Origin of the sequence: Achromobacter sp. MYb9 (assembly GCF_002975275.1) — a bacterium.
Lineage (GTDB): Bacteria > Pseudomonadota > Gammaproteobacteria > Burkholderiales > Burkholderiaceae_B > Achromobacter.
This window is the reverse complement of record NZ_PCOQ01000009.1, coordinates 20,998-46,415: the sequence shown is the minus strand read 5'-3', so window position 1 is coordinate 46,415 and position 25,418 is coordinate 20,998. Positions and strand designations below refer to the sequence as shown.

General features: G+C 65.3%; 19 protein-coding genes. 13 read left to right on the top strand and 6 right to left on the bottom strand.

The features are described from left to right. Nucleotide 1 precedes the first annotated feature (1 nt). The 8 genes from dapD (at nt 2) to CQ050_RS15020 (ending at nt 10,506) form a co-directional block, all read left to right on the top strand. Entirely contained in the window at nt 2-823 is an 822-nt protein-coding gene (gene dapD / locus CQ050_RS15055) for a 2,3,4,5-tetrahydropyridine-2,6-dicarboxylate N-succinyltransferase (RefSeq protein WP_105557644.1), read from the top strand. Continuing rightward, a complete protein-coding gene (gene dapE, locus CQ050_RS15050; RefSeq protein WP_233214072.1) occupies nt 823-2,040 on the top strand; it encodes a succinyl-diaminopimelate desuccinylase in 1,218 nt (405 codons plus the stop codon). The genes dapD and dapE overlap by 1 nt, the downstream gene beginning before the upstream one ends. A gap of 108 nt (nt 2,041-2,148) precedes the next feature. Then, nucleotides 2,149-3,045, top strand: a complete 897-nt coding sequence (gene prmB / locus CQ050_RS15045) for a 50S ribosomal protein L3 N(5)-glutamine methyltransferase (RefSeq protein WP_105557643.1) — start codon at nt 2,149-2,151, stop codon at nt 3,043-3,045. Then, complete coding sequence (locus CQ050_RS15040) at nt 3,042-4,976, top strand: ABC-F family ATP-binding cassette domain-containing protein (RefSeq protein ID WP_105557642.1); 1,935 nt, start codon at nt 3,042-3,044, stop codon at nt 4,974-4,976. Before prmB ends, CQ050_RS15040 begins: the two co-directional genes overlap by 4 nt. A 123-nt stretch (nt 4,977-5,099) precedes the next feature. Next, nucleotides 5,100-5,588, top strand: coding sequence for an RNA polymerase sigma factor (locus CQ050_RS15035; RefSeq protein ID WP_105557641.1), 489 nt, complete (start codon nt 5,100-5,102; stop codon nt 5,586-5,588). Next, nucleotides 5,588-6,511, top strand: a complete 924-nt coding sequence (locus CQ050_RS15030) for a FecR domain-containing protein (RefSeq protein WP_105557640.1) — start codon at nt 5,588-5,590, stop codon at nt 6,509-6,511. The genes CQ050_RS15035 and CQ050_RS15030 overlap by 1 nt, the downstream gene beginning before the upstream one ends. A 147-nt stretch (nt 6,512-6,658) precedes the next feature. Beyond that, entirely contained in the window at nt 6,659-9,283 is a 2,625-nt protein-coding gene (locus CQ050_RS15025; protein ID WP_105557639.1) for a TonB-dependent receptor, read from the top strand. Continuing rightward, nucleotides 9,283-10,506, top strand: coding sequence for a cytochrome-c peroxidase (locus CQ050_RS15020; RefSeq protein ID WP_105557638.1), 1,224 nt, complete (start codon nt 9,283-9,285; stop codon nt 10,504-10,506). Before CQ050_RS15025 ends, CQ050_RS15020 begins: the two co-directional genes overlap by 1 nt. A gap of 41 nt (nt 10,507-10,547) precedes the next feature. Here the strand turns inward: CQ050_RS15020 and CQ050_RS15015 are convergent, their stop codons facing one another. From CQ050_RS15015 to CQ050_RS15005, 3 genes are read right to left on the bottom strand one after another with little or no spacing between them, the layout of a single operon-like run. Beyond that, the gene (locus tag CQ050_RS15015) at nt 10,548-10,853 is read right to left on the bottom strand and encodes a chorismate mutase (protein ID WP_105557637.1); all 306 of its coding nucleotides are present in this window, start codon (nt 10,851-10,853) and stop codon (nt 10,548-10,550) included. A 2-nt stretch (nt 10,854-10,855) separates the two neighbouring features. Further along, nucleotides 10,856-13,150 carry a UvrD-helicase domain-containing protein gene (locus CQ050_RS15010; protein WP_105557636.1) on the bottom strand — a complete coding sequence of 765 codons (2,295 nt, stop codon included), beginning with the start codon at nt 13,148-13,150 and terminating at the stop codon, nt 10,856-10,858. Next, complete coding sequence (locus tag CQ050_RS15005; protein ID WP_105557635.1) at nt 13,147-14,355, bottom strand: fatty acid desaturase; 1,209 nt, start codon at nt 14,353-14,355, stop codon at nt 13,147-13,149. The genes CQ050_RS15010 and CQ050_RS15005 overlap by 4 nt, the downstream gene beginning before the upstream one ends. A 419-nt stretch (nt 14,356-14,774) precedes the next feature. On the opposite strand from CQ050_RS15005, the gene CQ050_RS15000 reads away from it, so the two are divergent. Continuing rightward, on the top strand, nt 14,775-15,110 hold the full coding sequence (locus CQ050_RS15000; RefSeq protein ID WP_369868336.1) for a hypothetical protein: 336 nt from the start codon (nt 14,775-14,777) through the stop codon (nt 15,108-15,110). A gap of 22 nt (nt 15,111-15,132) precedes the next feature. On the opposite strand, the gene CQ050_RS31265 is transcribed toward CQ050_RS15000, so the two are convergent. Beyond that, nucleotides 15,133-16,467, bottom strand: a complete 1,335-nt coding sequence (locus tag CQ050_RS31265) for an RsmB/NOP family class I SAM-dependent RNA methyltransferase (RefSeq protein WP_105557786.1) — start codon at nt 16,465-16,467, stop codon at nt 15,133-15,135. A gap of 1,335 nt (nt 16,468-17,802) precedes the next feature. Then, nucleotides 17,803-18,453: a phosphoribosylglycinamide formyltransferase gene (gene purN / locus CQ050_RS14990; RefSeq protein ID WP_105557633.1), complete on the bottom strand. Its 651-nt coding sequence runs from the start codon at nt 18,451-18,453 to the stop codon at nt 17,803-17,805. Between the two features lie 181 nt (nt 18,454-18,634). Here purN and CQ050_RS14985 point away from each other — a divergent pair, with 181 nt between their 5' ends. From CQ050_RS14985 to coaBC, 4 genes are all read left to right on the top strand, one after another. After that, nucleotides 18,635-19,600 carry a bifunctional riboflavin kinase/FAD synthetase gene (locus CQ050_RS14985; RefSeq protein WP_105557632.1) on the top strand — a complete coding sequence of 322 codons (966 nt, stop codon included), beginning with the start codon at nt 18,635-18,637 and terminating at the stop codon, nt 19,598-19,600. Beyond that, nucleotides 19,590-22,451: an isoleucine--tRNA ligase gene (gene ileS, locus CQ050_RS14980; RefSeq protein ID WP_105557631.1), complete on the top strand. Its 2,862-nt coding sequence runs from the start codon at nt 19,590-19,592 to the stop codon at nt 22,449-22,451. The genes CQ050_RS14985 and ileS overlap by 11 nt, the downstream gene beginning before the upstream one ends. Before the next feature lie 2 nt (nt 22,452-22,453). Beyond that, on the top strand, nt 22,454-22,987 hold the full coding sequence (lspA, locus tag CQ050_RS14975) for a signal peptidase II (protein ID WP_233214067.1): 534 nt from the start codon (nt 22,454-22,456) through the stop codon (nt 22,985-22,987). A gap of 162 nt (nt 22,988-23,149) precedes the next feature. Beyond that, nucleotides 23,150-24,346, top strand: a complete 1,197-nt coding sequence (coaBC, locus tag CQ050_RS14970; RefSeq protein ID WP_105557630.1) for a bifunctional phosphopantothenoylcysteine decarboxylase/phosphopantothenate--cysteine ligase CoaBC — start codon at nt 23,150-23,152, stop codon at nt 24,344-24,346. A gap of 71 nt (nt 24,347-24,417) precedes the next feature. Here the strand turns inward: coaBC and CQ050_RS14965 are convergent, their stop codons facing one another. After that, on the bottom strand, nt 24,418-25,410 hold the full coding sequence (locus CQ050_RS14965; RefSeq protein ID WP_105557629.1) for a tripartite tricarboxylate transporter substrate binding protein: 993 nt from the start codon (nt 25,408-25,410) through the stop codon (nt 24,418-24,420). Between the last annotated feature and the right edge of the window lie 8 nt (nt 25,411-25,418).

Sequence of the window (25,418 nt, the reverse complement as noted above, 5' to 3'; positions counted from 1 at the left end):
TATGACTCTCGACCTGCAGACCACCATCGAACAAGCCTGGGAAGACCGGGCCAACCTGACGCCCGCCGACGCCAGCGCCGAAGTGCGCGAAGCGGTGGAACACACCATCGACGGCCTGGATCTGGGCCGCTTGCGCGTGGCCGAGAAAATCAATGACGACTGGGTGGTCCACCAGTGGATCAAGAAGGCCGTGCTGCTGTCGTTCCGCCTGAGCGAAAACGCCATCATGGGCCAGGCTCCGCTGCAGTTCTACGACAAGGTGCCGCTCAAGTTCTCGGAATATGGCGACAACGCCTTCAAGCAAGGCGGCTACCGCGTGGTGCCGCCCGCCGTCGCCCGCCGTGGCGCGTTCATCGGTCGCAACGTCGTGCTGATGCCCTCCTACGTGAACATCGGCGCCTACGTTGACGAAGGCACCATGGTCGACACCTGGGCCACCGTCGGTTCGTGCGCGCAGATCGGCAAGAACGTTCATCTGTCGGGCGGCGTGGGCATCGGCGGCGTGCTGGAACCCCTGCAGGCCAACCCCACCATCATCGAAGACAACTGCTTCATCGGCGCCCGTTCGGAAGTCGTCGAAGGCGTGGTCGTGGAAGAAAACTCGGTGCTGGCCATGGGCGTGTTTCTGTCGCAAAGCACGAAGATTTTTGACCGTGCCACCGGCAAGATCACCTACGGCCGCGTGCCGTCGGGTTCGGTCGTGGTGCCCGGCTCGCTGCCGTCGGCCGATGGTTCGCACAGCCTGGCTTGCGCCGTCATCGTCAAGCGTGTCGACGCGCAAACGCGTGCCAAGACCAGCATCAATGATCTGCTGAGGGCGTGATGAGCAGCACGACCGCACGGCCGCCCGAAGGGCGTGCACCCTCCCCTGGGGAGGCAGCCGCAACGCGGCAGGAGGGCCAACCATCCGGAGCCGTTCTGGATCTGGTCAAGGACCTGATCGCCCGCCCGTCGGTCACGCCGGCGGACGAAGACTGCCAGGCGGCGTTGGCCGCCCGGCTCGAGCGCATCGGCTTCACGTGCGAAACCATCGCACAGGGCGGCGTCACCAATCTGTGGGCTCGGCGCGGAAGCGCCGCGCCGCTGACCGTGTTCGCCGGTCACACCGATGTGGTGCCTCCGGGTCCGCGCGAAAAGTGGGACAGCGATCCGTTCGTGCCCACCGAACGCGATGGCTGGCTGTACGGTCGCGGCGCGGCCGACATGAAGAGCTCGATTGCCGCCTTCGTGGTGGCGGCCGAGGAATTCGTGGCGGCCCACCCGCAGCATGGCGGTTCCATCGCACTGCTGATCACGTCCGACGAAGAAGGCCCGTCCATCGACGGCACCGCCATCGTCTGCGACGCGTTGAAAGCGCGCGGCGAAAAGCTGGATTACTGCATCGTCGGCGAGCCGACCTCCGGCGACGTGCTGGGCGACACCTGCAAGAATGGTCGCCGTGGCTCGTTGTCGGGCAGGCTGACGGTCAAGGGCATCCAGGGTCACGTAGCCTACCCACATCTGGCGCGCAACCCGGTGCACCAACTGGCGCCGGCGCTGGCTGACATCGTCGGCATCGAATGGGACCAGGGCAACGAGTATTTCCCGCCCACGACGTTCCAGGTGTCGAACCTGAACTCGGGCACGGGTGCAACCAACGTGGTGCCGGGCGAAGCCGTGGCGCTGTTCAACTTCCGTTTCTCGACGGCCAGCACGCCGGAAAGCCTCAAGGCCCGCGTGCATGCGGTGCTGGACAAGCACGGCCTGGAATACGACCTGGACTGGGAATTGGGCGGCGAGCCTTTCCTGACCCCGCGTGGTTCGCTGACCGATGCGCTGGTGCAGGCGATTCACGCTGAAACCGGCGTCACCGCGGAATTGTCCACCACCGGCGGCACGTCCGACGGCCGGTTCATTGCCAAGATCTGTCCGCAGGTGATCGAGTTCGGGCCGGGCAACGCCACGATCCACAAGGTCAACGAGCGTGTCGAAGTGGCCTCGCTGGATCCGCTTAAGAACATCTATCGGCGCACGTTGGAAAACCTCCTGCTGGATAAGTGAAACTGCCTCGCGCTTCGTCGAATCGCGACGGCGCGTGGGGAAACGAAACTGCCCCCTCCAAAGGGGGCGTTTTCCCCTTGGGGTAACCCAGAGGGAAAAGGTCTAACTATGTATCAATCCGCCCGCCAAGAATTGCTGACCCTGCGCGACCTCATCCGTTATGGGGTGTCGCGGTTGAACGGCGCCCAGGTGGCGCTGGGGCATGGCAGCGACAACGCCTGGGACGAGGCGGTCTACCTGACGCTGCACGCCCTGCACTTGCCGCTGGACACGCTGGAGCCGTTCCTGGACGCGCGCGTGGTCCGCGAAGAGCGCGACCGCGTGCTGGACCTGCTGGAGCGCCGCGTGACCGAGCGCGTACCCGCCGCTTACCTCACCAACGAGGCCTGGCTGCGCGGTCATCGCTTCTACGTGGACCAGCGTGTCATCGTGCCGCGCTCGCCCATCTCGGAACTGCTGGACCAGGGCTTGGCGCCCTGGGTGCAGGACGCGACGGCGGTGGAAAACGTGCTGGACATGTGCACCGGATCCGGTTGCCTGGCCATCTTGTCCGCCCTGGCCTTCCCCTACGCCCATGTGGACGCGGTGGACGTGTCGGCCGATGCGCTGGAAGTTGCCCGCCGCAACGTGGACGACTACGGCTTGCAAGACCGGCTGGACCTGCACGAAAGCAATCTGTTCGACAGCCTGCCGGCCCGCCAATACGACGTCATCATCTGCAATCCGCCTTACGTGAACAGCGGCTCCATGGATGTGCTGCCCCAGGAATACCGGCATGAACCGCAGCTGGCGCTGGCTGGCGGCGAAGACGGCATGGACCTGGTGCGCCGCATCCTGGCCGCGGCTCCCCGGTACCTGACGCAAGACGGCGTGATCGTGCTTGAAATCGGTCACGAACGCGACTTCTTCGAAGCCGCCTTCCCGCAGTTATCCCCCGTGTGGCTGGATACGGAAGAGGCGTCGGACCAGCTCCTGCTGCTTACCCGAGACCAACTGACCCTGTGATACGCGCTACTGGATTGACCCTGCGCCGCGGTACGAAAGTGCTGCTGGACGGCGCTGAATTCGTCGTTCATCCGGGTGAACGCGTGGGCATCGTGGGCAAGAACGGCGCAGGCAAGTCCTCGCTGTTCGCCCTGCTGACCGGCGCCCTGGACCTGGACGCCGGCACCGTGAACCTGCCCGCCGGCTGGCGCATCGCCAGTGTCAAGCAAGAGCTCGACGCCGACGACCGCCCTGCCCGCGAATTCGTCATCGACGGCGACACACACCTGCGCGAACTGCAGGCGCGCCGAGCCGCGCTGACCGACGAGCAAGGCACGCAGATCGCGGAAGTGGAAGCCGCGTTGGTGGAAGCCGGCGCCTGGAGCGCGGCCTCGCGCGCGGAACAGCTGCTGGCCGGCCTGGGCTTCAAACCCAACGAATGGATGTTGCCGGTAGAGAGCTTTTCCGGAGGCTGGCGCATGCGCCTGGCGCTGGCAAGCGCGCTGATGGCGCCGTCCGAACTGCTGCTGCTGGACGAACCCACCAACCACTTGGATCTGGACGCGATGTTGTGGCTGGAGAAATGGCTGGGCGCCTATCCGGGCACCGTCATGCTGATCTCCCACGACACCGAATTCCTGGATGCGGTGGCCAAGTCCATCCTGCATTTCGATCACGCCAAACTCGTGCGCTACCGCGGCGGCTATGGCGATTTTCTGACGCAACGCGCCGAGCGCCTGCGGCAGACCAACGTCGCCTACGAACGGCAGACCCGCGAAGCGGCCCGCCTGCAAGGCTTCATCGACCGCTTCAAGGCCAAGGCAACCAAAGCCAAACAGGCGCAAAGCCGCGTCAAGGCACTGGCCCGCATGCAGGTGCTGGCGCCCCTGCATGCTGAAGCCGGCATCGATATCCGCATCCCCTCGCCCGATCAGGTGCCCGACCCGTTGCTGACGCTGGAGCACCTGTCCGCCGGCTACACCGATGCGGCGGGCAATGCCGTTCCCATCCTGCGCGATGTCACCTTGATGGTGCGCGCGGGCAGCCGCGTCGGCGTGCTGGGCGCCAACGGCGCGGGCAAGAGCACGCTGATCAAGACGCTGGCCGAAGAGATCCCGGTCCAGGCCGGTGAACGGCGCGCCTCGCGCGGCCTGGCCATCGGCTATTTCCATCAGCACCAGTTGGACATGCTGGACGTCGACAGCACGCCGATCGCGCACCTGGCGCGCCTGGCGCCGGAAACCCGCGAACAGGAACTGCGCAACTACCTGGGCGGTTTCGGTTTTTCGGGCGATACCGTCACCAGCAAAGTCGGGCCCATGTCGGGCGGCGAAAAGGCGCGGCTGGCGCTGTCTTTGATCGTCTGGCAAAAGCCCAACCTGCTGCTGCTGGACGAGCCCAGCAACCACTTGGACGTGGAAACCCGCGAAGCCCTGGCCGCCGCGCTGGCCGACTTCGGAGGCAGCATGCTGCTGGTCTCGCACGATCGGCACTTGCTGCGCACCACCGTGGACAGCTTCTGGATCGTGGCGGACGGCGCGGTTCGCGAGTTCGATGGCGACCTTGAGGATTACCGCGACTGGCTGGCCGCCCGCAACGCCGGGGAACGCGCGGAAGCCGCGCGTGAAAACGCCGAAGGCAGCGAACCCGTCGTGGACCGCAAGGCGCAGCGCCGTGCCGACGCCGAACAGCGGCAACGCCTGTCCGCCTTGCGCAAACCCCTGGAATCCAGGCTGGCCAAGGTCGAGTCCGAGATGGAAAAGCTGCGGACCAAGCTGCACGCGCTGGACGCCGTAATCGCTGATCCGGACCTGTATTCGGATGCACGCCGCGTGGAACGCCAGAAGGTCATGGCCGAGCACGGCGAACACGGCAAGCGCATCGACGAGCTGGAAGAGCAATGGCTCGAGATCCAGGGATCGCTGGAAGAAATCGATCAAAGCGAAGCCTAGGACGAGCGTTGCCCGGGCGGCGGGCCTGCCCCGCTGCCCGCCTCGGTCTACCTATTAATAATAACCATTATCATTTATACTTCGTCGCGAAATTGACTCCATCTGGCGCCGGGCGCCAGCGACATGTCTACGCTTTCGGACGTATTCCTTCGCCACTACCGCGAACTGCTTGGCTTTCTTTCGATGCGCACCGGCTCACGCGACGTGGCGCAGGATTGCGCGCAGGACACGTGGATCAAGCTGGCGGAATTCAACGACCGCACCCGTCCGGACAATGACCGGGCGTATGTGTTCCGGGTCGCCGCCAACATCGCAACGGACTGGCACCGCCGTCGCACTCGCGAGCTGTCCGCCACCGCGGATTACGCTGCCGCGCAGCCTGTCGCTCATGCCCCCGACACCTACGACGTGGCGTCCGCCCATCAAACCCTGCGCCGCCTGGAATCCGCCCTGCTCGCTCAGCCGCGCCGCAGCCTGGACGTCTTCGTGCTGCATCGTCATGAAGGCCTGACCTACCGCGCCATCGCCGAGCGCTTCGCGATCTCCGTCAGCGCGGTTGAAAAACACATGATGCGCATCCTGCTGGCCTGCGATCTGGCGCTGGCCGACTGATGGCCACGCGCGCGCGCCCGCTCGACCCCGTGGAAGAAGCCTCGCGCTGGGTGATCCGGCAAAGCGGGCAGCGACTGGACGACGAATCGCATGCCGCGTTCGAAGCCTGGTACCGCGCCGACGCCCGGCACGCCGCGGCCTACGACCGCCTGTCGCGCCTATGGCGCCGCATGGGCGAGATCGACCGCGGCAAGCTCGCCAAGCAGCCGCCTCGCAAGTTGCGCGCCGTCGCCATGCTGGCGATGCTGACGGCCGCGTTCGCCGGTTGGTTCGGGTCCACCGATCCCTGGGCGCAGGCCGACTACACCGCCGATGTAGGCCTGCGCCACATTACGCTGCCAGACGGCTCCACGGTCGTGCTGGATGCGCACAGCGCGCTGGCGCTGGACTATGCGGATGGCCGCCGCCAGGTCCGCTTGCTGCGCGGACGCGCGCAGTTCGAACCCACGCCCCGGCAGCCCGGCATGGCGCCGTTTTCAGTCATCACCCGCGATGCCTCCACCACCGCGTTGGGCACGCGCTTCACGGTCGACCTCGCGAACGGCGGCACGCGGGTCGCGGTGCAAGCGCACCAGGTCGCCGTGCGCTGCCTGCCGTGCGTGGACGAACAAGGGCTGACCTTGTCTGCAGGCGAAGCGGCGGAAGTGTCCGCCGCTGGCGTCAAACGCGATGCCGAGACCGGCGCGGCGCAGCCCTCCTGGACCCGCGGCCTGGTCAGCTTCAATGACGTGCCGCTGCAAACGGCGGCGGACGCGTTGGCGCGTTACAGCGCCAAACACATCCTGGTGCTGGGTCAGGCAGCCAAGGCTCAGCGCGTATCGGGCACCGCGCTGGTCGCCGACCCGCTGCGGGCGCTGGACCTGCTGCTGGCGCAGACGCCGGTCCGGGTGACCGAACTGCCTGGCCTGCTGATCTTGCGCTGACTGTTGCGCTGACCGTTGCGCGGACAGGGACACGCCCCGCAACCAATCGGTAAATGAGAATCGATATAAATTATTCATCGAGAAATCGGTGAGGGGTTTGGGCGATGCCAACGTCCTACGGCTGACATTACTGCTTAGGACTTACGCATGTCTTCCCGCTTTCCCCCGCGCCGACTTCCCGTTGCCGCCGTCGCCTTCTGCGCCGCGCTGACACTGGCTCACCCGGCACAGGCCCAGACCCGCGCCACGCCTGTAGCCTTCGACATTCCGGCCCAGCCATTGGGCCCTGCCTTGCTGGCCCTGGGCCAGCAGGCGAATCTGGAAGTGTCGTTCGTGCCAGCGGCCGTCGCCGGCAAATCAGCGCCTGCGCTACGGGGCACCTTGTCGCCACTGGATGCGCTGGACCAGTTGCTGCGCGGCTCCGGCTTGGCGCTGCGCGGCGACGGTCCTGGCCGCTACATCATCTTCGTCGACAAGACGAACCAATTCTCCGCGTTGCGCCTGGAAGCGGTGAAGGTGTACGGCGAACACAACGACGAACGGGTCTACAGCCAGGAGGAAATCGCAACCAAGCCGACCGGCAACCAGGACCTGACGTCACTGGTGGCGACCCATCCCGCCGTGCGCACAAATACGCCGGCCAACGGCTCGACGAACCGCGGCTCGATGAATGTCGAGGACATTTCCTTCCACGGTTCCAGCCCTTATCAAAACCTGTTCCAGATCGACGGCATGGACGCGACCAACCGGGTCGACCCCGCCAGCAAGAACCTGAATCTGCAGATCGCCAATATTCCCAGCAACACGCAGTCCTATTTCGTCGACACGAATCTTTTGGGTGAAGTGCGCGTGATGGACAGCTTTGTGCCCGTTGAATATGGACGCTTCACGGGAGGCGTGGTGGACGCGCGCCTGCGCCGGCCATCAGGCGAAAATCACTTGCAGTTGGACTATCGCTGGAACACGTCGAAGATGACGCAGCAAAAGATCGCCGAGGGCGACGAAACGGGATGGGGCCAGGGCAAGCCGGGATTCTCTCCGGAATGGAAGAAGCGCTTCTACACGGCCATCGGCGACATCGCGATCAATGACAAGACGGGCGCAGTGCTGAGCATGTCGCGGCGCGAATCCAGCATCCGGCGCTGGAACATGGGGGTGGACGGCGATCAGCCCACGCAAGGTGAAGACAACTACAACGACCGCATCGACAACTTTCTGGGCAAGTTCACGGTACGGGCGACGGCGGACACCATCTCGGACCTGACGCTGAAGTACAGCGACCGCCGGGAAACCCTCTCAAGCGACACCTTCCGCGACACGCAATGGGACAACACCCATGCGGCGCGCGGCGTGGGCTGGAATCTGGACCACGCGTTCCAGGGCGGCCGGGCTTCCCTGCAGGCCGGCTGGGACAACGCGCTCAGCAACCGCTCATCCGACGCCACATCGCTGGTCACGCACAAATTTCCATCAATACCGCAGTACGTGACGGGCGGCTACGGAAAAGAGCAGAAGGAACAGGATACCTGGACGCTGAAAAGCCGCGTCGACCTGGACCCGATACGCACGGGGCCCTTCACCCACACACCGTATGCCGGCGTCGATCTACAACGCGTGGGCGTGAATTTCGAGCGCTTCAGCGATTCCTATTCGTACATCGCCACACACGCCGCGGATGGCTCCGAACGCCAAAGCAGCAAAGTGCATAACCTGCGCGGCACCGTCGCAACGAAGTACAACACCGCGTCCTTCTACGTGTCGGACCGCGTGGAGCTGGGCCGGGTGGCCTTTACCGGCGCGCTGCGCTATGACCGTGAGACCTTCCTGGGCAACGCCAACCTGTCGCCGCGCACCCGCCTGGACTGGGACGCGTTCGGCAACGGCAATACCGTGATCAGCGGCGGTTGGGCGCGTTACTACGGCTCGGACGTGCTGAACATCGCCCTGGAAGAACGCATCAACACCCTCAGGCGCCAGGTATTGGACCGCAACGGCAATCCGGTGGCGGACGGATCCAAGCCCTACTACGTGTCCTACGAAGGGTTGCGCACCCCTTACGACGACGAATGGGCCCTGTCGGTCAGGCAGCGAATGGGCAGCGTCGAAGGGACGGCGGCATACGTGCATCGCAATGGGCGCGATCAGGTCAGCAAGGCGGGGAACAGCGTCCAGGGTTATCGCTATCTCAACGATGGCCAATCCACTACGGACACCCTCAGCCTGACGTTGCGGACGCTGGAACCTTGGCATCTGATGGAGACCCGTTGGACCGCGCGCGCCGACTGGAGCTATCAAAAGCGCAAGGTCAACGCGGACTTGGTCGAAGGCTATGAGGGCGCGGCCCGCGACCCGGATGAATACATTCTTTACGACGGCGAGCGCATGCGTGCCATCGATCTTCCGCCTACGTCGTTCCATCAGCCCAGGAAGGCCTCGCTTTCCTTGACGGGCATCTGGCCCAGAGCCGGACTGACGTGGGACAACAGCCTCCAGTGGCGCAGCTCGCGCATGACCTCCGTCTATGTGGGTTACGGTCCGCGCCCCGAATCGCTGCAAAGCTACCGCAGCGCCCGCCTTGCCTCGTACTGGACGTGGGACACGCGCCTGATCTGGGAGCCCACCTTCGCACGCAACGTCGCCTTCACCCTGGACGTCTTGAACGTGTTGAACAAGACGCCGGCCATCACCGCCACCAACCCGAACCTGACGACCAACCGAAGCACCTACCAGGTGGGCCGCGAGATCTGGGTGCAAGCCAGCTATCGCTTCTGATGCGCCGCGCCTTCCTGCGCCGCTGCCTGGCCGGGGCGGCCACCGCTATCGTGCTGGCCACCGGCACAATTTCCGTGGCATCCGCCGATAGCGCCCCGGCCCCAGCATGCCGCGATGGCGATACCTGGGACATGGTTTGTCTGCGCGAGCGCTATGCCGGCCCCACGGCTCGGTGGCCGGCCCCGACCATCGATCCGGGTATCACGTGGACGGAATGGACCACGGTGCCGCCCGTGGACGCGTCGCCGCAGTCCTGGATGGCGGCGAATGCCGGACGCGATGAACTGGCGCGCGATGTCCGGAAACCCGAGATCGTGGCGCTCGGGCAGATGCTGTTCTTCGATGCGCACTTGTCCCGCAAGGGGCAAGTGTCTTGCGCGTCCTGCCACATGCCACAGCGCGCGTTCAGCGACGGCCGTCCGTTGGCGCTGGGAGAGGACCGGCTGATGGGCAGGCGGCGGTCGCCCTCCTTGCTGGCATCACCCTTCGCGCCCCGCCTGTTCTGGGACGGACGCGCCGACACGCTGAAAGCGCAGGTGCTGGGCCCGGTACAGGATAGCCGCGAGATGAATCACGACTTGGCGAGCGCCATCGCGCGCCTGCAGGGCTTGCCGCCCTATCCCACGCAGTTCTTGAAGGCGTTCGGACCCGCAGCGGAAGACACGGCGTCGGAGTCGGCCCCCGCATCCATGTCCAACCGAAGCGTCGTCGACAGCGACCGGTTGGCGCGCGCCCTGGCGGCCTATGTCGCCACCCTTCGTCCGCAAGCCTCGCGCTTCGACGCCTTCCTCCGGGGAGACCAGAGGGCCCTGAACGATAGGGAACTCCAGGGCATGCATCTGTTCCGCACGCAAGCACGCTGCATGAACTGCCATAGCGGCGCGATGTTGACGGACCACCAGTTCCACAACATCGGCCTGTCGTTTTATGGCCGGCGCAATCAGGATCTGGGACGCTTCGAAATCACCCGCGACCCGGCCGACCTGGGCAAATTTCGCACGCCCAGCCTGCGCAACGTCTCGCAGGGAGGGCCGTGGATGCACAACGGCCTGTTTGCCGATCTGAAGGGGTTGCTGCGGATGTACAACGCGGGCATGGGCCGGGACGCTGCGCCCGCCGATCCGCCGGATCCTTATGCGCCACCCAAGTCCAGGCACATCCGGCCGCTGAATCTCAGCGCGGACGACATCGGCGCCTTATTGGCGTTCATGAAGGTCTTGTAGGGAAAGGGAAGGCGGCGCCCCTGGGCGCCGCCAGCCTGGCATTACGAGTACGGACGCTCGCGCAGGCGGGTATGGTGGTCGACCACGGTGTCGATCACTTCGCGCAGGATGGTTTCAGCCAACGCGGGCGGCACGCCCGCCTCTTCAGCCAACCGGCGAATGCGTTCCACCTGCTGGGATTCCCGATCGGGGTCCACCAGGTCCATGCCGTGGTTGGTCTTCAGTTCGCCGATCATGTCCGTGCAACGGAAGCGCACGCCCAGCAGCAGCATGATCTGCTGGTCGATTTCATCGACCTCGGCGCGCAGGGACGCCAACTCGGCTTTCGGAGAATCGTTGTGGGCCATGTTTAACCTTGAACAATATCGAGTTTGGCGATACCCAGCGCCAAGGTCTTGGCACCGACGTCGCGGAACTGGATTTCTGCCTGGGCGTCCTGTCCTGCCCCGCTCAAGCCAATAATCGTGCCATCGCCAAACCGCGCGTGATGCACGCCCTGACCCACACGATACTGCTTGTCGCCCACCGTCACACCGCTTGCGATGCCGCGCGGTTGACGCGGCGCAATGGTGTTGGTGGCCTTGCGTCCAAAGGCGTCGCCGCGGTTGCCCCCGCCCCAGCCGGCGCCCGTGCTGCTGACCGGCGCCAGGCCAGCCTTGGGCGACAACCATTTCAGGTGTTCTTCCGGGATCTCGTCCAGGAATCGCGACCGCATGGCATAGCGGGTCTGGCCATGCAGCATTCGGCTTTGGGCAAGACTGATGTACAGCCGTTGCCGCGCACGCGTGATCGCCACATACATCAGGCGGCGCTCTTCTTCCAGCCCGGACTGTTCCAGGATGCTGTTCTCGTGCGGGAACAGGCCCTCTTCCAGGCCGGTAATGAAGACGGCGTCGAATTCCAGCCCCTTGGCGGCATGAACCGTCATCAGCTGGACGGCGTCCTGGCCTTGCTGGGCCTGGTTGTCGCCGGCTTCCAGCGCTGCATGCGACAGGAAGCCCGCCAGCGGCGTCAGGCCGTCAGAGGCCACGATGGGCGCGTCGACCACTCCCGGCATCAACGTGGACGAGGTGGCCTGTTCAGGCACCACGCCAGCAGGCATGCCGTCGTAGTTCTCTTCGGAAGCAAACACGGCCGCGGCCGTGATTAACTCGTTCAAGTTCTCGAGGCGCTCGGCGCCCTCGCGCTCGGCTTTGTAATGGGCGTTCAAGCCACTGGCTTCGAGCATGTGCTCGACCATTTCCGGCAGCGGCAGGTCGCGCGTTTCTTCGATCAGGCGATGGATCAATTGGGCGAACTGGGCCAGGTTGGAGCCCCCCTTGCCGCCCACCAGCGCCACCGCCGCATACAGGCTGGTGTCGTGCGCGCGGGCCGCGTCGGCCAATTGTTCCAGCGTGCGCGCACCGATGCCGCGCGTCGGGAAGTTGACGACGCGCATCCACGATGTGTCGTCGTTGGGGTTGGCCATCAACCGCAGGTACGCCAGCGCGTGCTTGATTTCCTGGCGCTCGAAAAAGCGCAGGCCGCCGTAGACCTTGTAGGGAATACCGGCCGAGAAAATGGCGTGTTCCAGCACGCGCGATTGCGCGTTGCTGCGATAGAGCACGGCGATCTCGCGACGCAGGCTGCCGTCATGGATCAGCGAACGGATTTCGTCCACGATCCATTGGGCTTCCATGCCGTCCGACGGTTGCTCGATGACGCGAACCGGCTCGCCTTCGCCCTGGTCCGTCCACAAATTCTTGCCGAGCCGGCCGCTGTTATGGCCGATCAGCGCATTGGCGGAATCCAGGATGTGGCCGAACGAACGGTAGTTCTGTTCCAGCCGGATCACGGTGCCATGCGCATAGTCGCGCTCGAAGTCGGACATATTGCCGACGTTCGCGCCCCGGAAAGCGTAAATGGATTGGTCGTCGTCGCCCACGGCGAAAATAGCCGCTCCGCCGCCGGCCAACAAGCGCAGCCACTTGTACTGCAGCGTATTGGTGTCCTGGAACTCGTCGACCAGAATGTGACGGAACCGGCGCTGATAGTGCTCGCGCACCGGCGCATTGCGCGACAGCAGTTCGTAGGCGCGCAGCAGCAGCTCGGCGAAGTCGACCACGCCTTCGCGCTGGCATTGGGCTTCGTAAAGCTGGTAGATCTCGATCAGGCGGCGGCGATGGGCGTCATAGGCTTCGACGTCCTGCGGGCGCAGGCCCTCTTCCTTGGCGCCGTTGATGAAGCGTTGCACATCACGCGGCGGGTACTTTTCGTCGTCGACGCCGTTCGCCTTCATCAGGCGTTTGATGGCGGCAAGCTGATCAGTGACGTCCAGGATCTGGAAGCTTTGCGGCAGGCCGGCATCGCGGTGATGCGCGCGCAGCATGCGATTGCACAGGCCGTGGAAGGTCCCGATCCAGAGGCCGCGCGTATCGATCGGCAGAATCGCCGACATGCGCGCCAGCATTTCGCGGGCAGCCTTATTGGTGAACGTGACCGCCAGAAGCCCAAAAGGCGAAGCCTGGCCGGTTTGAATCAGCCAGGCCATGCGGGTAGTAAGTACCCGGGTCTTCCCGCTGCCCGCCCCGGCCAAGACCAGGGCGTGCTGCGGTTCTAACGTTACTGCGGCGCGTTGTTCAGGGTTGAGCTTCTCTAGCATCATGCCGCGTAGCGGCGCAGATGTTGAGCAAATTGCTCGAGCCCGGCGATGCCGCTTTGCTGGGCGCGCTGGCACCAGGCCTGCAAGTCATGGAGGAGCTGTTCGCTGCTAGCGCTGGAGCTTTCCCAGATGCGGCCAAGTTCACGGCGCATCTGCACCAGGGTCGACAGCGACTTGTTCTGGGCGATGGCCTTGTCCACGGCGGCAAGCTGTTCAGGCTGGAGGATGTCCTCGTTGCGGTGGATGGCGCGGCGCACCTGATGCAGCTTGGTATAACCGCATTCAGCATTGCCTTCCTGGCGCGAGGCCTTCAGCTTGCTCAGTTCTTCGCGAGCGGCGCTCTTGATCACGTCCGCATAGCGGGCCATGACTTCGTAGCGGTGCGTGATCACGCCTTGCAGCGTGCGCAGGTCGATGCCCGTGCGGGTGTCGTCCAGCTTCAGCTTGGGGGCAACCTTCTTGATCTTGGCCAGGCCGAAGAACTTCAGGATGTTGATGTAGCACCAGCCGATGTCGAATTCGTACCACTTGGCCGAGAACTTGGCAGACGTGCCGTGAGCGTGGTGGTTGTTGTGCAGCTCTTCGCCGCCGATCACGATGCCCCACGGGAACACGTTGGTGCTGGTGTCCGGGCTGTTGTAGTTGCGGTAGCCCCAGTAGTGGCCGATACCGTTGACGACGCCGGCCGCCCAGAAGGGGATCCAGGCCATCTGCACCGCCCACACCGTCACGCCCATCGCGCCGAACAAGGCGACGTCGATAGCCAGCATGGACAGCACGCCCCACAGGCTGTGCTTGCTGTAGACGTTGCGCTCGAGCCAGTCGTCAGGCGTGCCGTGGCCGAACTTGGCCATGGTTTCCTTGTTGTTCGATTCTTCGCGATACAGCTCCGCGCCGCGGAACAGCACCTTCCAGATGCCGAACAGCATGGGCGAGTGAGGATCGCCTTCCTTTTCGCACTTGGCGTGATGCTTGCGGTGAATGGCGACCCATTCCTTGGTGACCATGCCGGTCGTCATCCAGAGCCAGAAACGGAAGAAGTGCATGACAGCCGGATGCAAATCCAGACCGCGGTGCGCTTGGCTGCGATGGAGAAAAACCGTGACCGCAACAATCGTGATGTGCGTCACGACAAGGGTGAATACGACGACCTGCCACCAAGTGGCTTGGGTCAGACCGCCGGCAATGAAGGAGAGGATGTAATCCATAAAGCTGTTATGAGCCTCGCTTGAGAAGTACCTGAAGTTTAGCTTACCTTTGTCTTCTTATGACAAGGGAGTTTCAAAATAGTTTTTGAGCGAAATCAAGGACTAAGCCCCGGTTTCGGGACAAAAAACCCACTCTCGCAGCCCTTTTCGGGTAGAGCGCGAGGCCGAGCCTTGCGGACATCCGGCGCCTGGGCCGGCTACCCCATGAAGGTGGGGGGTATTCACAATGGCACCAGGTTTTGGCTACATTTCGCTACGAAAGTTCCTGCCAGCAAGGGGATTTCGTCTTGAATGCGCCACGTTGGCGGCGCACACTTGCCGCCCTTCCCGCTGACCAAATTGTCTCTTTTGCCCCACTGATGTTGCCGAAAACAATCCGACCCTTTTTATTTTCAGCCCTGTCGACGCTGGGAATCGCGTTGTGTGCGCCCACGTTCGCGCAGACGATGAAGTCGGGCGACGTCGTCGTGCTGGCGTCGTACTACGAGATTCGAGGGTCGGATTGCCTGGCGCTGCGCGCTCCGCGCGTGCAGATCACCCAGAACCCGACCCTGGGCAAGGCCAGCGTCATGCAGACGCGAGGCCAGTCCAGCGATTCCGGTCGTTGCGCCTATCGGCCGGTGGCGGTTTCGCAGGTGGTCTACCAGGCGGACCGCCCCGGGTCGGACACCCTGGCCTGGGAAGTGAAGTACCAGAACAAGACCCTGGGCACGCGCCGGTTCAGCGCGACGGTGGGCGTCACGCCGGCTCCCTGAGCCGGCGCGCGCCAAGCCGGAATCAGGCCGGCTTGTCTTCCTTGGCCGGTTCGGCCTCGGGGACGAGGCCGGCATCCACCATGTCGTCACCGGCGTCCGCCGCCTCTGCGGTTTCCGCCGTCGCGTCAGCCGCGCCCTTCTTTTTGCGCTCGAACACCGCGGCAAAGAAGCCGTCGGTGCCATGCACGTCGGGGCGCAACTGCACGTAGGGGCCTTCCAGCTTCAGGGTTTCACAACGCGCCGCCAGGATCTCGGCGGCATCCACGCGTTCGAAATCGGGATGGCTGGCCAGGAAACGCTCGGCCTGAACCTCGTTTTCTTCCGCCAGCAGGCTGCACGTGGCATACACCAGGCGGCCACCGGGCGCCACGCAACGCGCGGCGCTGTTCAGGATGCGTTCCTGCAGCCGGCCCAATTCGGCCAGGGCCTCCGGGTGCTGGCGCCACTTCAGGTCGGGATTGCGGCGCAAAGTGCCGATGCCGCTGCAAGGGGCGTCGACCAGCACGCGCTGCGCCTTGCCAGCCAGGCGCTTGACGCGGGCGTCGTTCTCGCTGTCGATGACGACGGGCACCACGTTCGACAGGCCGCTGCGCGCAAAGCGCGGCTTGGCGCGCGCCAGGCGCGCCGCGGACACGTCGAAGGCGTACAAACGGCCGGTGGAACGCATCAACGCCCCCAGCAGCAATGTCTTGCCGCCGGCGCCGGCGCAAAAGTCGATGATCATTTCGCCACGGCGCGGTGCAACCAGCAGCGCCAGCAACTGGCTGCCTTCGTCCTGCACTTCGATGCTGCCATTTTCAAACTGCGGCCAGCGGTTGATGGCCGGGCGGCCTTCCATGCGGATGCCCCAAGGCGAAAACGGCATGGCGACCGGTTCGTAGCGGCCAGCGCTTTGCTGCAATTCCGTCAGCATGGCATCGCGCTCGGCCTTCAGCGGATTGACGCGCAAATCCAGGCTGGCCTGGCGGTTCAGCGCTTCGACCAGGGTTTCCGGGCTGTCCATCAGGCTCAGGCGTTCGTCCAGCCAGTCCGGGATGCTGCCGCGCACCGCGCGGGGCAAGGTGGACAGATCAATCTGCGACACGCGCTTGAGCCATTCGGCTTCAGCGGCGTCCATGCCCTCTTCCAGCGCTTCAGCGCCAAGCGTGGCGTTCAGGCCCAGGATAGCCAGGCGACGCGAGGCAGGCCCCACGCCGCTTTCGCCGAATTGGCGATACCGGCGCAGGTGGCGCAGCACGTCGTAGACGGCCTCGGCAACCTCGGAACGGTCACGCGCACCCAGGTTCGGATGATGACGCAGCCAGTGCGACAGCGCGGAGTCGGCCGGATAGGTCCATTGCAGGATTTCGCCCAGCACGCGCTGCACCTGATCGATGCGGATCGCCGCGTACGACTGGCGCGGACGGTTGAATTGCGGCTTCTGCGACGCCGTTTCGCGATTGCCGTTCGACGACGCATCGCCGCGCGGGCCGTCATAGGAAGGACGGCCCTGGCCTTGGCCCTGGAATTCCCGGCGCTCTGAACCATAGGAAGAACGTTCGCCGCCACGGCTATCGCCGCGCGGGCCATTGCCGTACGACGGACGCGAATCCGGACGACCCTGGCCTTGCCCCTGCCCTTGGTATTCCCGGCGTTCCGACCCGTAGGACGCGCGTTCGCCGCCGCGGCTATCGCCACGCGGGCCATTTCCGTATGACGGACGCGAATCCGGACGACCCTGGCCTTGCCCCTGCCCTTGGTATTCCCGGCGTTCCGACCCGTAGGACGCGCGTTCGCCGCCGCGGCTATCGCCACGCGGGCCATTTCCGTATGACGGACGCGAATCCGGACGACCCTGGCCTTGCCCCTGCCCTTGGTATTCCCGGCGCTCCGAACCATAGGAAGCGCGCTCGCCGCCACGGCTGTCGCCGCGCGGGCCATTGCCGTAAGAGGGGCGCGAATCCGGCCGGCCTTGGCCTTGCCCCTGCCCTTGGTATTCCCGGCGCTCCGAACCATAGGAAGCGCGCTCGCCGCCACGGCTGTCGCCGCGCGGGCCATTGCCGTAAGAGGGGCGCGAATCCGGCCGGCCTTGGCCTTGCCCCTGCCCTTGGTATTCCCGGCGCTCCGAACCATAGGAAGCGCGCTCGCCGCCACGGCTGTCGCCGCGCGGGCCATTGCCGTAAGAGGGGCGCGAATCCGGCCGGCCTTGGCCTTGCCCCTGCCCTTGGTATTCCCGGCGCTCCGAACCATAGGAAGCGCGCTCGCCGCCACGGCTGTCGCCACGCGGGCCGCCGCTGCGGTTCTCGCCGCGAGGCGCGTCGTAGGACGGACGCGGCGTCGGCCGGCCTTGGTCCGCGCGGCGGTCGCCGCCGAAGGAACCGCGCTCGCCGCGGTTTTCCCCGCGGTTTTCGCCACGCGGCGCGTCGAACGACGGACGTGGCGCCGGACGACCGGCGTCGCGGCCGGGACGCTCGTCGCGCGCGCGGTCGTTGCGGTCACGCTGGGGCGCTTCGCGGGCATCGCCCTTGGGACGCGAGAAGAAGGACCGACCGTCGCGCCCTTCGGAGGCGGCCCTCGGGGTGCCTGCCGGACGAGAACGCGGAGATTGGGGTTTAGTCATGGTGTGTTCCAGTGGGGCGGAGGAGTTCCGCCCGGTAAAAGCGATTCAGTGCGAGCGATTCAATGCAAGCGATTCGGTGCGATCCGGGGCCGCTCAGGCGGCCGGCGACCAGTTGAACAAACGCGCGGGGTCGCCCTGCACGTCCACCCGGTGGTCGCTTGTCAGCGTAACCCGGCCTTCGGCCAACCAGCGCACGGCGGCTGGAAAAGCCTGATGTTCCACTGCCAGGACGCGATTAGCCAGCAGTTCCGGCGTATCGCCGGCCAGGACCGGCACGCAGCCCTGGGCGATGATGGGGCCGTGGTCCAGCACCGGCGTGACGAAATGCACCGTGCAGCCATGCACCCGAACGCCCGTGGCCAAGGCCTGGGCATGCGTGTGCAAGCCGGGAAAGGCCGGCAGCAACGAGGGGTGGATATTGACCAGCCTGCCTGCATAGTGGTTGACGAAGCCCGGCGTCAGGACGCGCATGAAGCCGGCCAGGATGACGTAGTCGGGCGCGTAGCGGTCGATCTCCGAGGCCAGCGCGGCGTCGAAGGCTTCGCGGCTGGCATAGTCCTTATGGTACAGGGCCGCGGTGGGAATGCCCTGGGCGGCCGCCCATTCCAGGCCGCCGGCGTCTGGCCGGCTGGCGATGACGGCGGCGATGTCCGCCGGCCAGCCTTCGTTGCGGCACGCTTCGGCCAGCGCCTGCATGTTGCTGCCCCGCCCCGAAATCAGGATGACGAGGCGGCGTTTAGACATTTGTGTTTCCGGCAAGATAGAAGAATCCAAAAATATAGCCCCCAGGGCGCCCGCCGGGGCAGGCGTTGCTTGACGCAAAAAGGCTTGTCCACCGCCATTTCCCGCGCCGGAAATACCGTGCGCGAATAAATGGTTGGGGGATTAGAACAAACCCCGAATCCAAAATTGTAAACTCTCGCTCGTGAAACCATCGCTGCGCATCTACCGATCCCTGCCTCCGCCCGACCGCCGCGCGCCTTGCGCGCTGACGATCGGCAACTTCGACGGCGTCCATCGCGGACACCAGGCCATGCTGGCGCGCGTCTGCCAAGTCGCCCGTGAACGCAGCCTGACGCCTGCCGTCATGACCTTCGAGCCGCATCCGCGGGAGTATTTCGCCACCTTGAATCAACGCCCCGAGCTGGCGCCGACCCGGATATCCGGGCTGCGCGACAAGCTGGCGGCGCTGGCACGCTACGGCGTGTCCCAGGTCGTGGTGGAGCGCTTCAACGCCCGGCTGGCCGAGATGTCGGCCAACGCTTTCATCGAGAACCTGCTGGTGCAGGGGCTGCAAGCCAAATGGCTGCTGGTGGGCGAGGACTTCCGCTTCGGCCACAAGCGCAGCGGCGACATCGATCTGCTGCGCGAAGCCGGCATGCGCCACGGTTTCGAGGTGCAGACGCTGGCGGACGTGACCGACCAGCAAGGCCACCGGATATCCAGTTCCGAGGTCCGCACGGCGCTGGCCGTGGGCGACCTTGACCGCGCCCGCCACCTGCTGGGGCACCCGTACCACATCAGCGGCCACGTGATCCACGGCCAAAAGCTGGGCCGGACCCTTGGTTTTCCGACGATGAACCTGCGCGTGGCCGAGCGCTGCGCCGCCCGCTCGGGCATTTATGTGGTGCAGGTCTATGGCCTGGCCGAGCGCCCGCTGCCCGCCGTGGCCAGCCTGGGCGTGCGCCCGACGGTCGAAGACCGCGGCCGCGTGCTGCTTGAGTCGCACCTGCTGGACGATACCGTCGACGCTTACGGTAAACTCGTACGCGTCGAATTCCTGCACAAGCTGCGGGACGAAGAAAAATTTCCTGACCTCCCTTCCCTGACTGCCGCCATCGCCGAAGACGCGCGAAACGCGCGCGCCTATTTTGCCGTTCATGGACTATAAAAAGACCCTCAACCTGCCCGATACCCCCTTCCCCATGCGGGGCGACCTTGCCAAGCGCGAGCCCGCCTGGATTTCGCAGTGGGAGGAAAACCACGTCTACCAGGCGATCCGTGCGGCCAGCCGCGGCCGGCCCCGCTTCGTGCTGCACGACGGCCCGCCCTATGCGAACGGCGACATCCACATCGGCCACGCGGTCAACAAGATCCTGAAGGACATCATCGTCAAGAGCCGCAACATGGCCGGCTACGACGCGCACTACGTGCCCGGCTGGGATTGCCACGGCATGCCGATCGAAATCCAGATCGAAAAGAAGTACGGCAAGCACCTGCCCGTGGCGGAAGTGCAGTCGAAGGCTCGCGCTTACGCGCTTGAGCAGATCGACCGCCAGCGCAAGGACTTCAAGCGTCTGGGCGTGCTGGGCGAATGGGATCGCCCGTACATGACGATGAACTTCAGCAATGAAGCCGACGAGATCCGCGGGCTGGGCCGCATCCTGGACAAGGGCTATGTGTTCCGTGGCCTGAAGCCCGTGAACTGGTGTTTTGACTGCGGTTCGGCACTGGCCGAAGCCGAAGTCGAATACGCCGACCGCGTCGACCCCGCCGTTGACGTCGCGTTCCCGTTCGCCGAACCTGCCAAGCTGGCCGCGGCTTTCAAGCTGGCATCGGTGGATGACGGCGCCATCGTCATCTGGACGACCACGCCCTGGACCATCCCGTCCAACCAGGCGCTGAACGTACACCCGGAAATCGAATACGCGCTGGTACGCGTTTCGCCCGCGCCCAAGTTCGGCCCGCTGCTGCTGGTGGCGAAAGACCGCGTTGAAGCCTGCCTGAAGTCGTGGAACCTGGAAGGCGAGATCATCGCCACCGCGCCCGGCGAGGCGCTGTCCGAAATCGAATTCCGCCATCCGCTGGCGCAATTCAACCCGGCCTACGACCGCCGCGCCCCCATCTACCTGGGCGACTACGTCACGGCTGACTCGGGCACGGGCGTCGTGCACTCGGCCCCCGCCTACGGCATTGAAGACTTTGTGTCGTGCAAGGCGCACGGCATGAAGGACACCGATTTCATCAGCCCCGTCATGGGCGACGGCAAGTACGTGGACAGCCTGGCGCTGTTCGGCGGCCTGTCCATCTGGGATGCCAACCCCAAGATCGTCGAGGCGCTGACCGAAGCCGGCGCGCTGATGCACGTCGAAAAGCACAAGCACAGCTACATGCACTGCTGGCGCCACAAGACGCCGATCATCTACCGCGCCACCAGCCAATGGTTCGCCGGCATGGACGTGGCCCCGAAAGACGGCGGCCCGACCCTGCGCGAATCGGCGCTGGCCGGCATCGACGCCACGGCCTTCTACCCGGCCTGGGGTCGCGCCCGCCTGCACGCCATGATCGCCAACCGCCCGGACTGGACCCTGTCGCGGCAGCGCCAGTGGGGCGTGCCGATGGCCTTCTTCGTGCACAAGGAAACCGGCGAACTGCACCCGCGCACGTCCGAACTGCTTGAACAGGTGGCGCAGCGTGTCGAGCAAGGCGGCATCGAGGCCTGGCAAGCGATCGAACCCCGCGACCTGCTGGGCGATGAGGCCGATCAATACGAAAAGAACCGCGACACGCTGGACGTGTGGTTCGATTCGGGCAGCACGCACGCCACGGTGTTGGGCGGCAAGGACGGCGAGTTCGCCGGCTCGCACGGCGCCGAACTGGGTTGGCCCGCCGACCTGTACCTGGAAGGATCGGACCAGCATCGCGGCTGGTTCCATTCGTCGCTCTTGACCGGCTGCATGCTGTACGGCCAGCCTCCCTACAAGGCGCTGCTGACGCACGGCTTCGTGGTGGACGGCCAGGGCCGCAAGATGAGCAAGTCGGTGGGCAACGTGATCGCCCCGCAAAAGGTGTCGGACTCGCTGGGCGCGGAAATCCTGCGCCTGTGGGTGGCGTCCACCGATTACTCGGGTGAACTGTCCATCTCGGACGAGATCCTGAAGCGCGTGGTGGAAGGCTACCGCCGCATTCGCAACACGCTGCGCTTCCTGCTGGCCAACGTGGCCGACTTCGACGCAGTGTCGCAATCCGTGCCTTACGGCGACCTCTTCGAGATCGACCGCTATGCGCTGGCGATGACCGCGCAGATGCAGTCCGAAGTCCAGGCCAACTACGAACGCTACGACTTCCATCCGGCCGTCTCGCGCTTGCAGACGTTCTGCTCGGAAGACCTGGGTGCGTTCTACCTGGATATTCTGAAAGACCGCCTGTACACGTCGGCTCCCGGCAGCGTGGCGCGCCGCTCGGCGCAGACGGCCCTGCTTGATATCACGCAGACGCTGCTGAAGCTGATGGCGCCCATCCTGTCCTTCACGGCCGAAGAAGCCTGGAAGGAACTGGTTGGCTCGGCGCTGAAGCACCAGGCGGATGCCGCCCGCACGACGATCTTCACCGAGGTCTATCACGCGCTGCCGCCGTTTGCCGACGCCGACGTGCTGACCGCCAAGTGGTCGCGCCTGCGCGCCATCCGCGCCGACGTCCAGCGCAAGCTGGAGGAAGTGCGCACGGCGGGCGACATCGGTTCGTCGCTGCAAGCGGAAGTGGACCTGTACGCCAATGGCGACGACCAGCAATTGCTGGCCAGCCTGGGCGACGACCTGCGCTTCGTGCTGATCGTCTCGCGCGCCACCGTGCACGCAAGCGAAGGCGAGACCCGCATCGAGGTCACGCCGTCGACCCACAAGAAGTGCGAGCGCTGCTGGCACTGGCGCCTGGACGTGGGTCAGGACGCCGAGCACCCCGAGATCTGCGGCCGCTGCGTGTCGAACCTGTTCGGCTCGGGCGAAGCCCGGGATAAGGCTTGAGCATGGCCCGCCCCTCCGATTCGGGAGTGACGGGCACGTCACCCGCCCGCGCCGTTCCGGCGCGCGTGGGCGGCTGGCTGGCCCTGGCGCTGTTGATCATCGTGCTGGACCAGTTGACGAAGGTGTACTTCAACACCTCGTTCCAGTACGGCGAGCGGATCAACGTCTTGCCGGTCTTTGACTTCACGCTGCTGTTCAACCGCGGGGCTGCGTTCAGCTTCCTGGCGTCCGAGGAAGGCTGGCAGCGCTGGCTGTTCACCGCCCTGGGTATCGTGGCGGCCGTGGTGATCACGATCATCCTGCGCCGCACCCATGGCCAGCCGCGCTTCAGCCTGGCGCTGACGTTGATCCTGGGCGGCGCCATCGGCAACGTGATCGACCGCGTGGTGTACGGCCACGTGGTGGACTTTCTGCTGTTCTACTGGAACGACTCCTACTTCCCCGCGTTCAATCTGGCGGACGTGGGGATCACCTGCGGCGCCGTGCTGCTGGTGCTGGACGAACTGCTGCGGGCCCGCAAGAAGCCGCAAGCCTGAAGACTGCCGCCGGGGCGCACCGCCCCGGCCGCCCCTTTCACACGGCGTTTTGTCCCATTTGATCCCCCCTGAACACATCGCGAACGGCGCAATGCCGCAATGCAGAATAAAATCACCCTCCATTCCTCGTTTTCACGGCGCTGAACCCGCCGCCACGCCCTCATGCTCGATCTCGCCCGCAAACGCATCGTCCTCGGTCTGACCGGGGGCATCGCCTGCTACAAAATCGCCGAGCTGGTGCGGCGCATGACCGAACAAGGCGCCACGGTCGATGTGGTAATGACCGAAGCCGCCACGCACTTCATCACCCCCGTCACCATGCAGGCCTTGTCGGGCCGGCCGGTCTTCGTGGACGCCTGGGATGCGCGCGTGCCCAACAACATGGCGCACATCGATCTGACGCGCGGCGCGGACGCCGTGCTGATCGCGCCCGCCAGCGCCGACTTCATGGCGAAGCTGGCGCACGGCATGGCCGACGACCTGTTGTCGACGCTGTGTCTGGCGCGCGCCTGTCCCCTTCTGGTGGCGCCCGCGATGAACCGCGAGATGTGGGCTAATCCGGCCACGCAGCGCAATGTGGAACAGTTGCGCGCCGACGGCATCAGCGTGCTGGGCCCGTCGGCCGGCGAGCAGGCCTGCGGCGAAACCGGCGATGGCCGCATGCTGGAAGCGCATGAGCTGCTGACCGACCTGATCGCCTTCTTCCAGCCCAAGCTGCTGGCCGGCCGCCATGTGCTGCTGACGGCAGGCCCCACGTCCGAACCCGTGGACCCCGTGCGCGTGCTGAGCAACCGCTCGTCGGGCAAGACCGGCTATGCGCTGGCCCGCGCCGCCCGCGAAGCCGGCGCTCGCGTCACGCTGATTACGGGCGCCACGTTCCTGCCCGTGCCGCGCGGCGTGACGGCGCTATCGGTCATGACCGCGCGCCAGATGCACGACGCCGTGATGGCCAGCGCGGCCGATGCCGACATCTTTATCGCCGTGGCCGCCGTGGCCGATTGGCGCGTGAAGAACGTCAGCACGCAAAAGCTGAAGAAAACCAGCGAAGGCGGCGGCGCGCCGCTGATGGAATTCGAACCCAATCCGGACATCCTGGCCGAAGTGGCCAAGCTGGAAAACGGCCCGTGGTGCGTCGGCTTTGCCGCTGAAACCGAAAAGCTTGCCGAGCATGCCGAGGCCAAGCGCGCGCGCAAGGGCATTCCGCTGCTGGTGGGCAACCTTGCGCACAAGGTCATGGACGCGGACACCACCGAACTGGTGCTGTTCGATGAGCAAGGCGCGCATCCGTTGCCGGCAGGCGACAAGCTGGATGCGGCACGCCGGTTGATCGCCGAAATCGCGGCAAGGTATCCGGCATAGGGTACGCGTGGGGCAGCGGGGATGCCGGAATTATCCGCCGGCGTGTCCCGGCACCGCCCCACCCTCCCTGCTTACTGCTCCAGGCTGATATTCGCCGCCTTGACGATATCGGCCCACTGCTTGCGGTCGTTTTCCAGGAACGCGCTGGTCTTCTCGGGCGTCATGCCCGTTACCGGCTCCGAACCCAGGCCCGCCATTTTCTCGATCAGGCCAGGCTGCTTCAATACGTCTTGCAACGCGTCGTAGTAGGCCGCCAGAACGTCAGCGGGCAAGCCTGCCGGCGCGAATACGCCTTGCCACGTCGGCATGTCGAACCCCTTCAGGCCTTGTTCGTCCAGCGTGGGCACGTTGGGCAATTGGGGCGCGCGCTTGATCGACGCGACGGCAATCGCCTTTACCTTGCCTTGCGAGGCCAACGGCGCAGCCGTGGAGATGTTGTCCATCGTCATCGCGATATGGCCGCCCAGCAGGTCGGTGATGACCGGCGCCGCGCCGCGATAGGCGGCGTGCGGGACCTTCACGCCCATCTTGTACAGCATGGTCTCGGCGATCAGATGGTTGGAAATGCCCACGCCTGCCGTGCCGTACGTGGCCGTCGGCGTCTTCTGGAAATAGTCCTTGAGTTCGGCCAGGTTATTGGCCGGGACGTCCTTGTTCACGATGACCACGTTGGGCTGCACCGCCGCCAGCGTGATGGGCGTGAAGTCCGTGGGCTTGTAGTTCGTGCCCTTGGGGTTCAGGACGTGCGTGATGGCCATGGAACCGGCCGCGGCGATGCCGATGGTGTAGCCGTCGGCGGGCGACTGCGACAGCCGATACGCCATGATGTTGCCGCCGGCGCCAGCCAGGTTTTCAACAACAACGGCCTGGCCCAACCGCTGCGACAGCGGTTCGGCCAGCAGGCGCGCCAGCGTGTCCGCGGAGCCGCCGGGCGCGAAGCCCACCAGCAGCCGCACGGGCTTGGTGGGTTTCCACGCCTCGGCGGCCATTGTCGTGGGGGCCGCCGCCAGAGCGGTGACGGCGAATAGCGCGCCAACGGCGCGGTGCAGAGTAAGGCTAAACATGAAAAGAC

Coding starts and splice junctions, on each gene's coding strand:
- dapD (WP_105557644.1), top strand. CDS start 2: ATGACTCTCGACCTGCAGACCACCATCGAACAAGCCTGGGAAGACCGG.
- dapE (WP_233214072.1), top strand. CDS start 823: ATGAGCAGCACGACCGCACGGCCGCCCGAAGGGCGTGCACCCTCCCCT.
- prmB (WP_105557643.1), top strand. CDS start 2,149: ATGTATCAATCCGCCCGCCAAGAATTGCTGACCCTGCGCGACCTCATC.
- CQ050_RS15035 (WP_105557641.1), top strand. CDS start 5,100: ATGTCTACGCTTTCGGACGTATTCCTTCGCCACTACCGCGAACTGCTT.
- CQ050_RS15030 (WP_105557640.1), top strand. CDS start 5,588: ATGGCCACGCGCGCGCGCCCGCTCGACCCCGTGGAAGAAGCCTCGCGC.
- CQ050_RS15025 (WP_105557639.1), top strand. CDS start 6,659: ATGTCTTCCCGCTTTCCCCCGCGCCGACTTCCCGTTGCCGCCGTCGCC.
- CQ050_RS15020 (WP_105557638.1), top strand. CDS start 9,283: ATGCGCCGCGCCTTCCTGCGCCGCTGCCTGGCCGGGGCGGCCACCGCT.
- CQ050_RS15015 (WP_105557637.1), bottom strand. CDS start 10,853: ATGGCCCACAACGATTCTCCGAAAGCCGAGTTGGCGTCCCTGCGCGCC.
- CQ050_RS15010 (WP_105557636.1), bottom strand. CDS start 13,150: ATGATGCTAGAGAAGCTCAACCCTGAACAACGCGCCGCAGTAACGTTA.
- CQ050_RS15005 (WP_105557635.1), bottom strand. CDS start 14,355: ATGGATTACATCCTCTCCTTCATTGCCGGCGGTCTGACCCAAGCCACT.
- purN (WP_105557633.1), bottom strand. CDS start 18,453: ATGTCTAAACGCCGCCTCGTCATCCTGATTTCGGGGCGGGGCAGCAAC.
- ileS (WP_105557631.1), top strand. CDS start 19,590: ATGGACTATAAAAAGACCCTCAACCTGCCCGATACCCCCTTCCCCATG.
- lspA (WP_233214067.1), top strand. CDS start 22,454: ATGGCCCGCCCCTCCGATTCGGGAGTGACGGGCACGTCACCCGCCCGC.
- coaBC (WP_105557630.1), top strand. CDS start 23,150: ATGCTCGATCTCGCCCGCAAACGCATCGTCCTCGGTCTGACCGGGGGC.
- CQ050_RS14965 (WP_105557629.1), bottom strand. CDS start 25,410: ATGTTTAGCCTTACTCTGCACCGCGCCGTTGGCGCGCTATTCGCCGTC.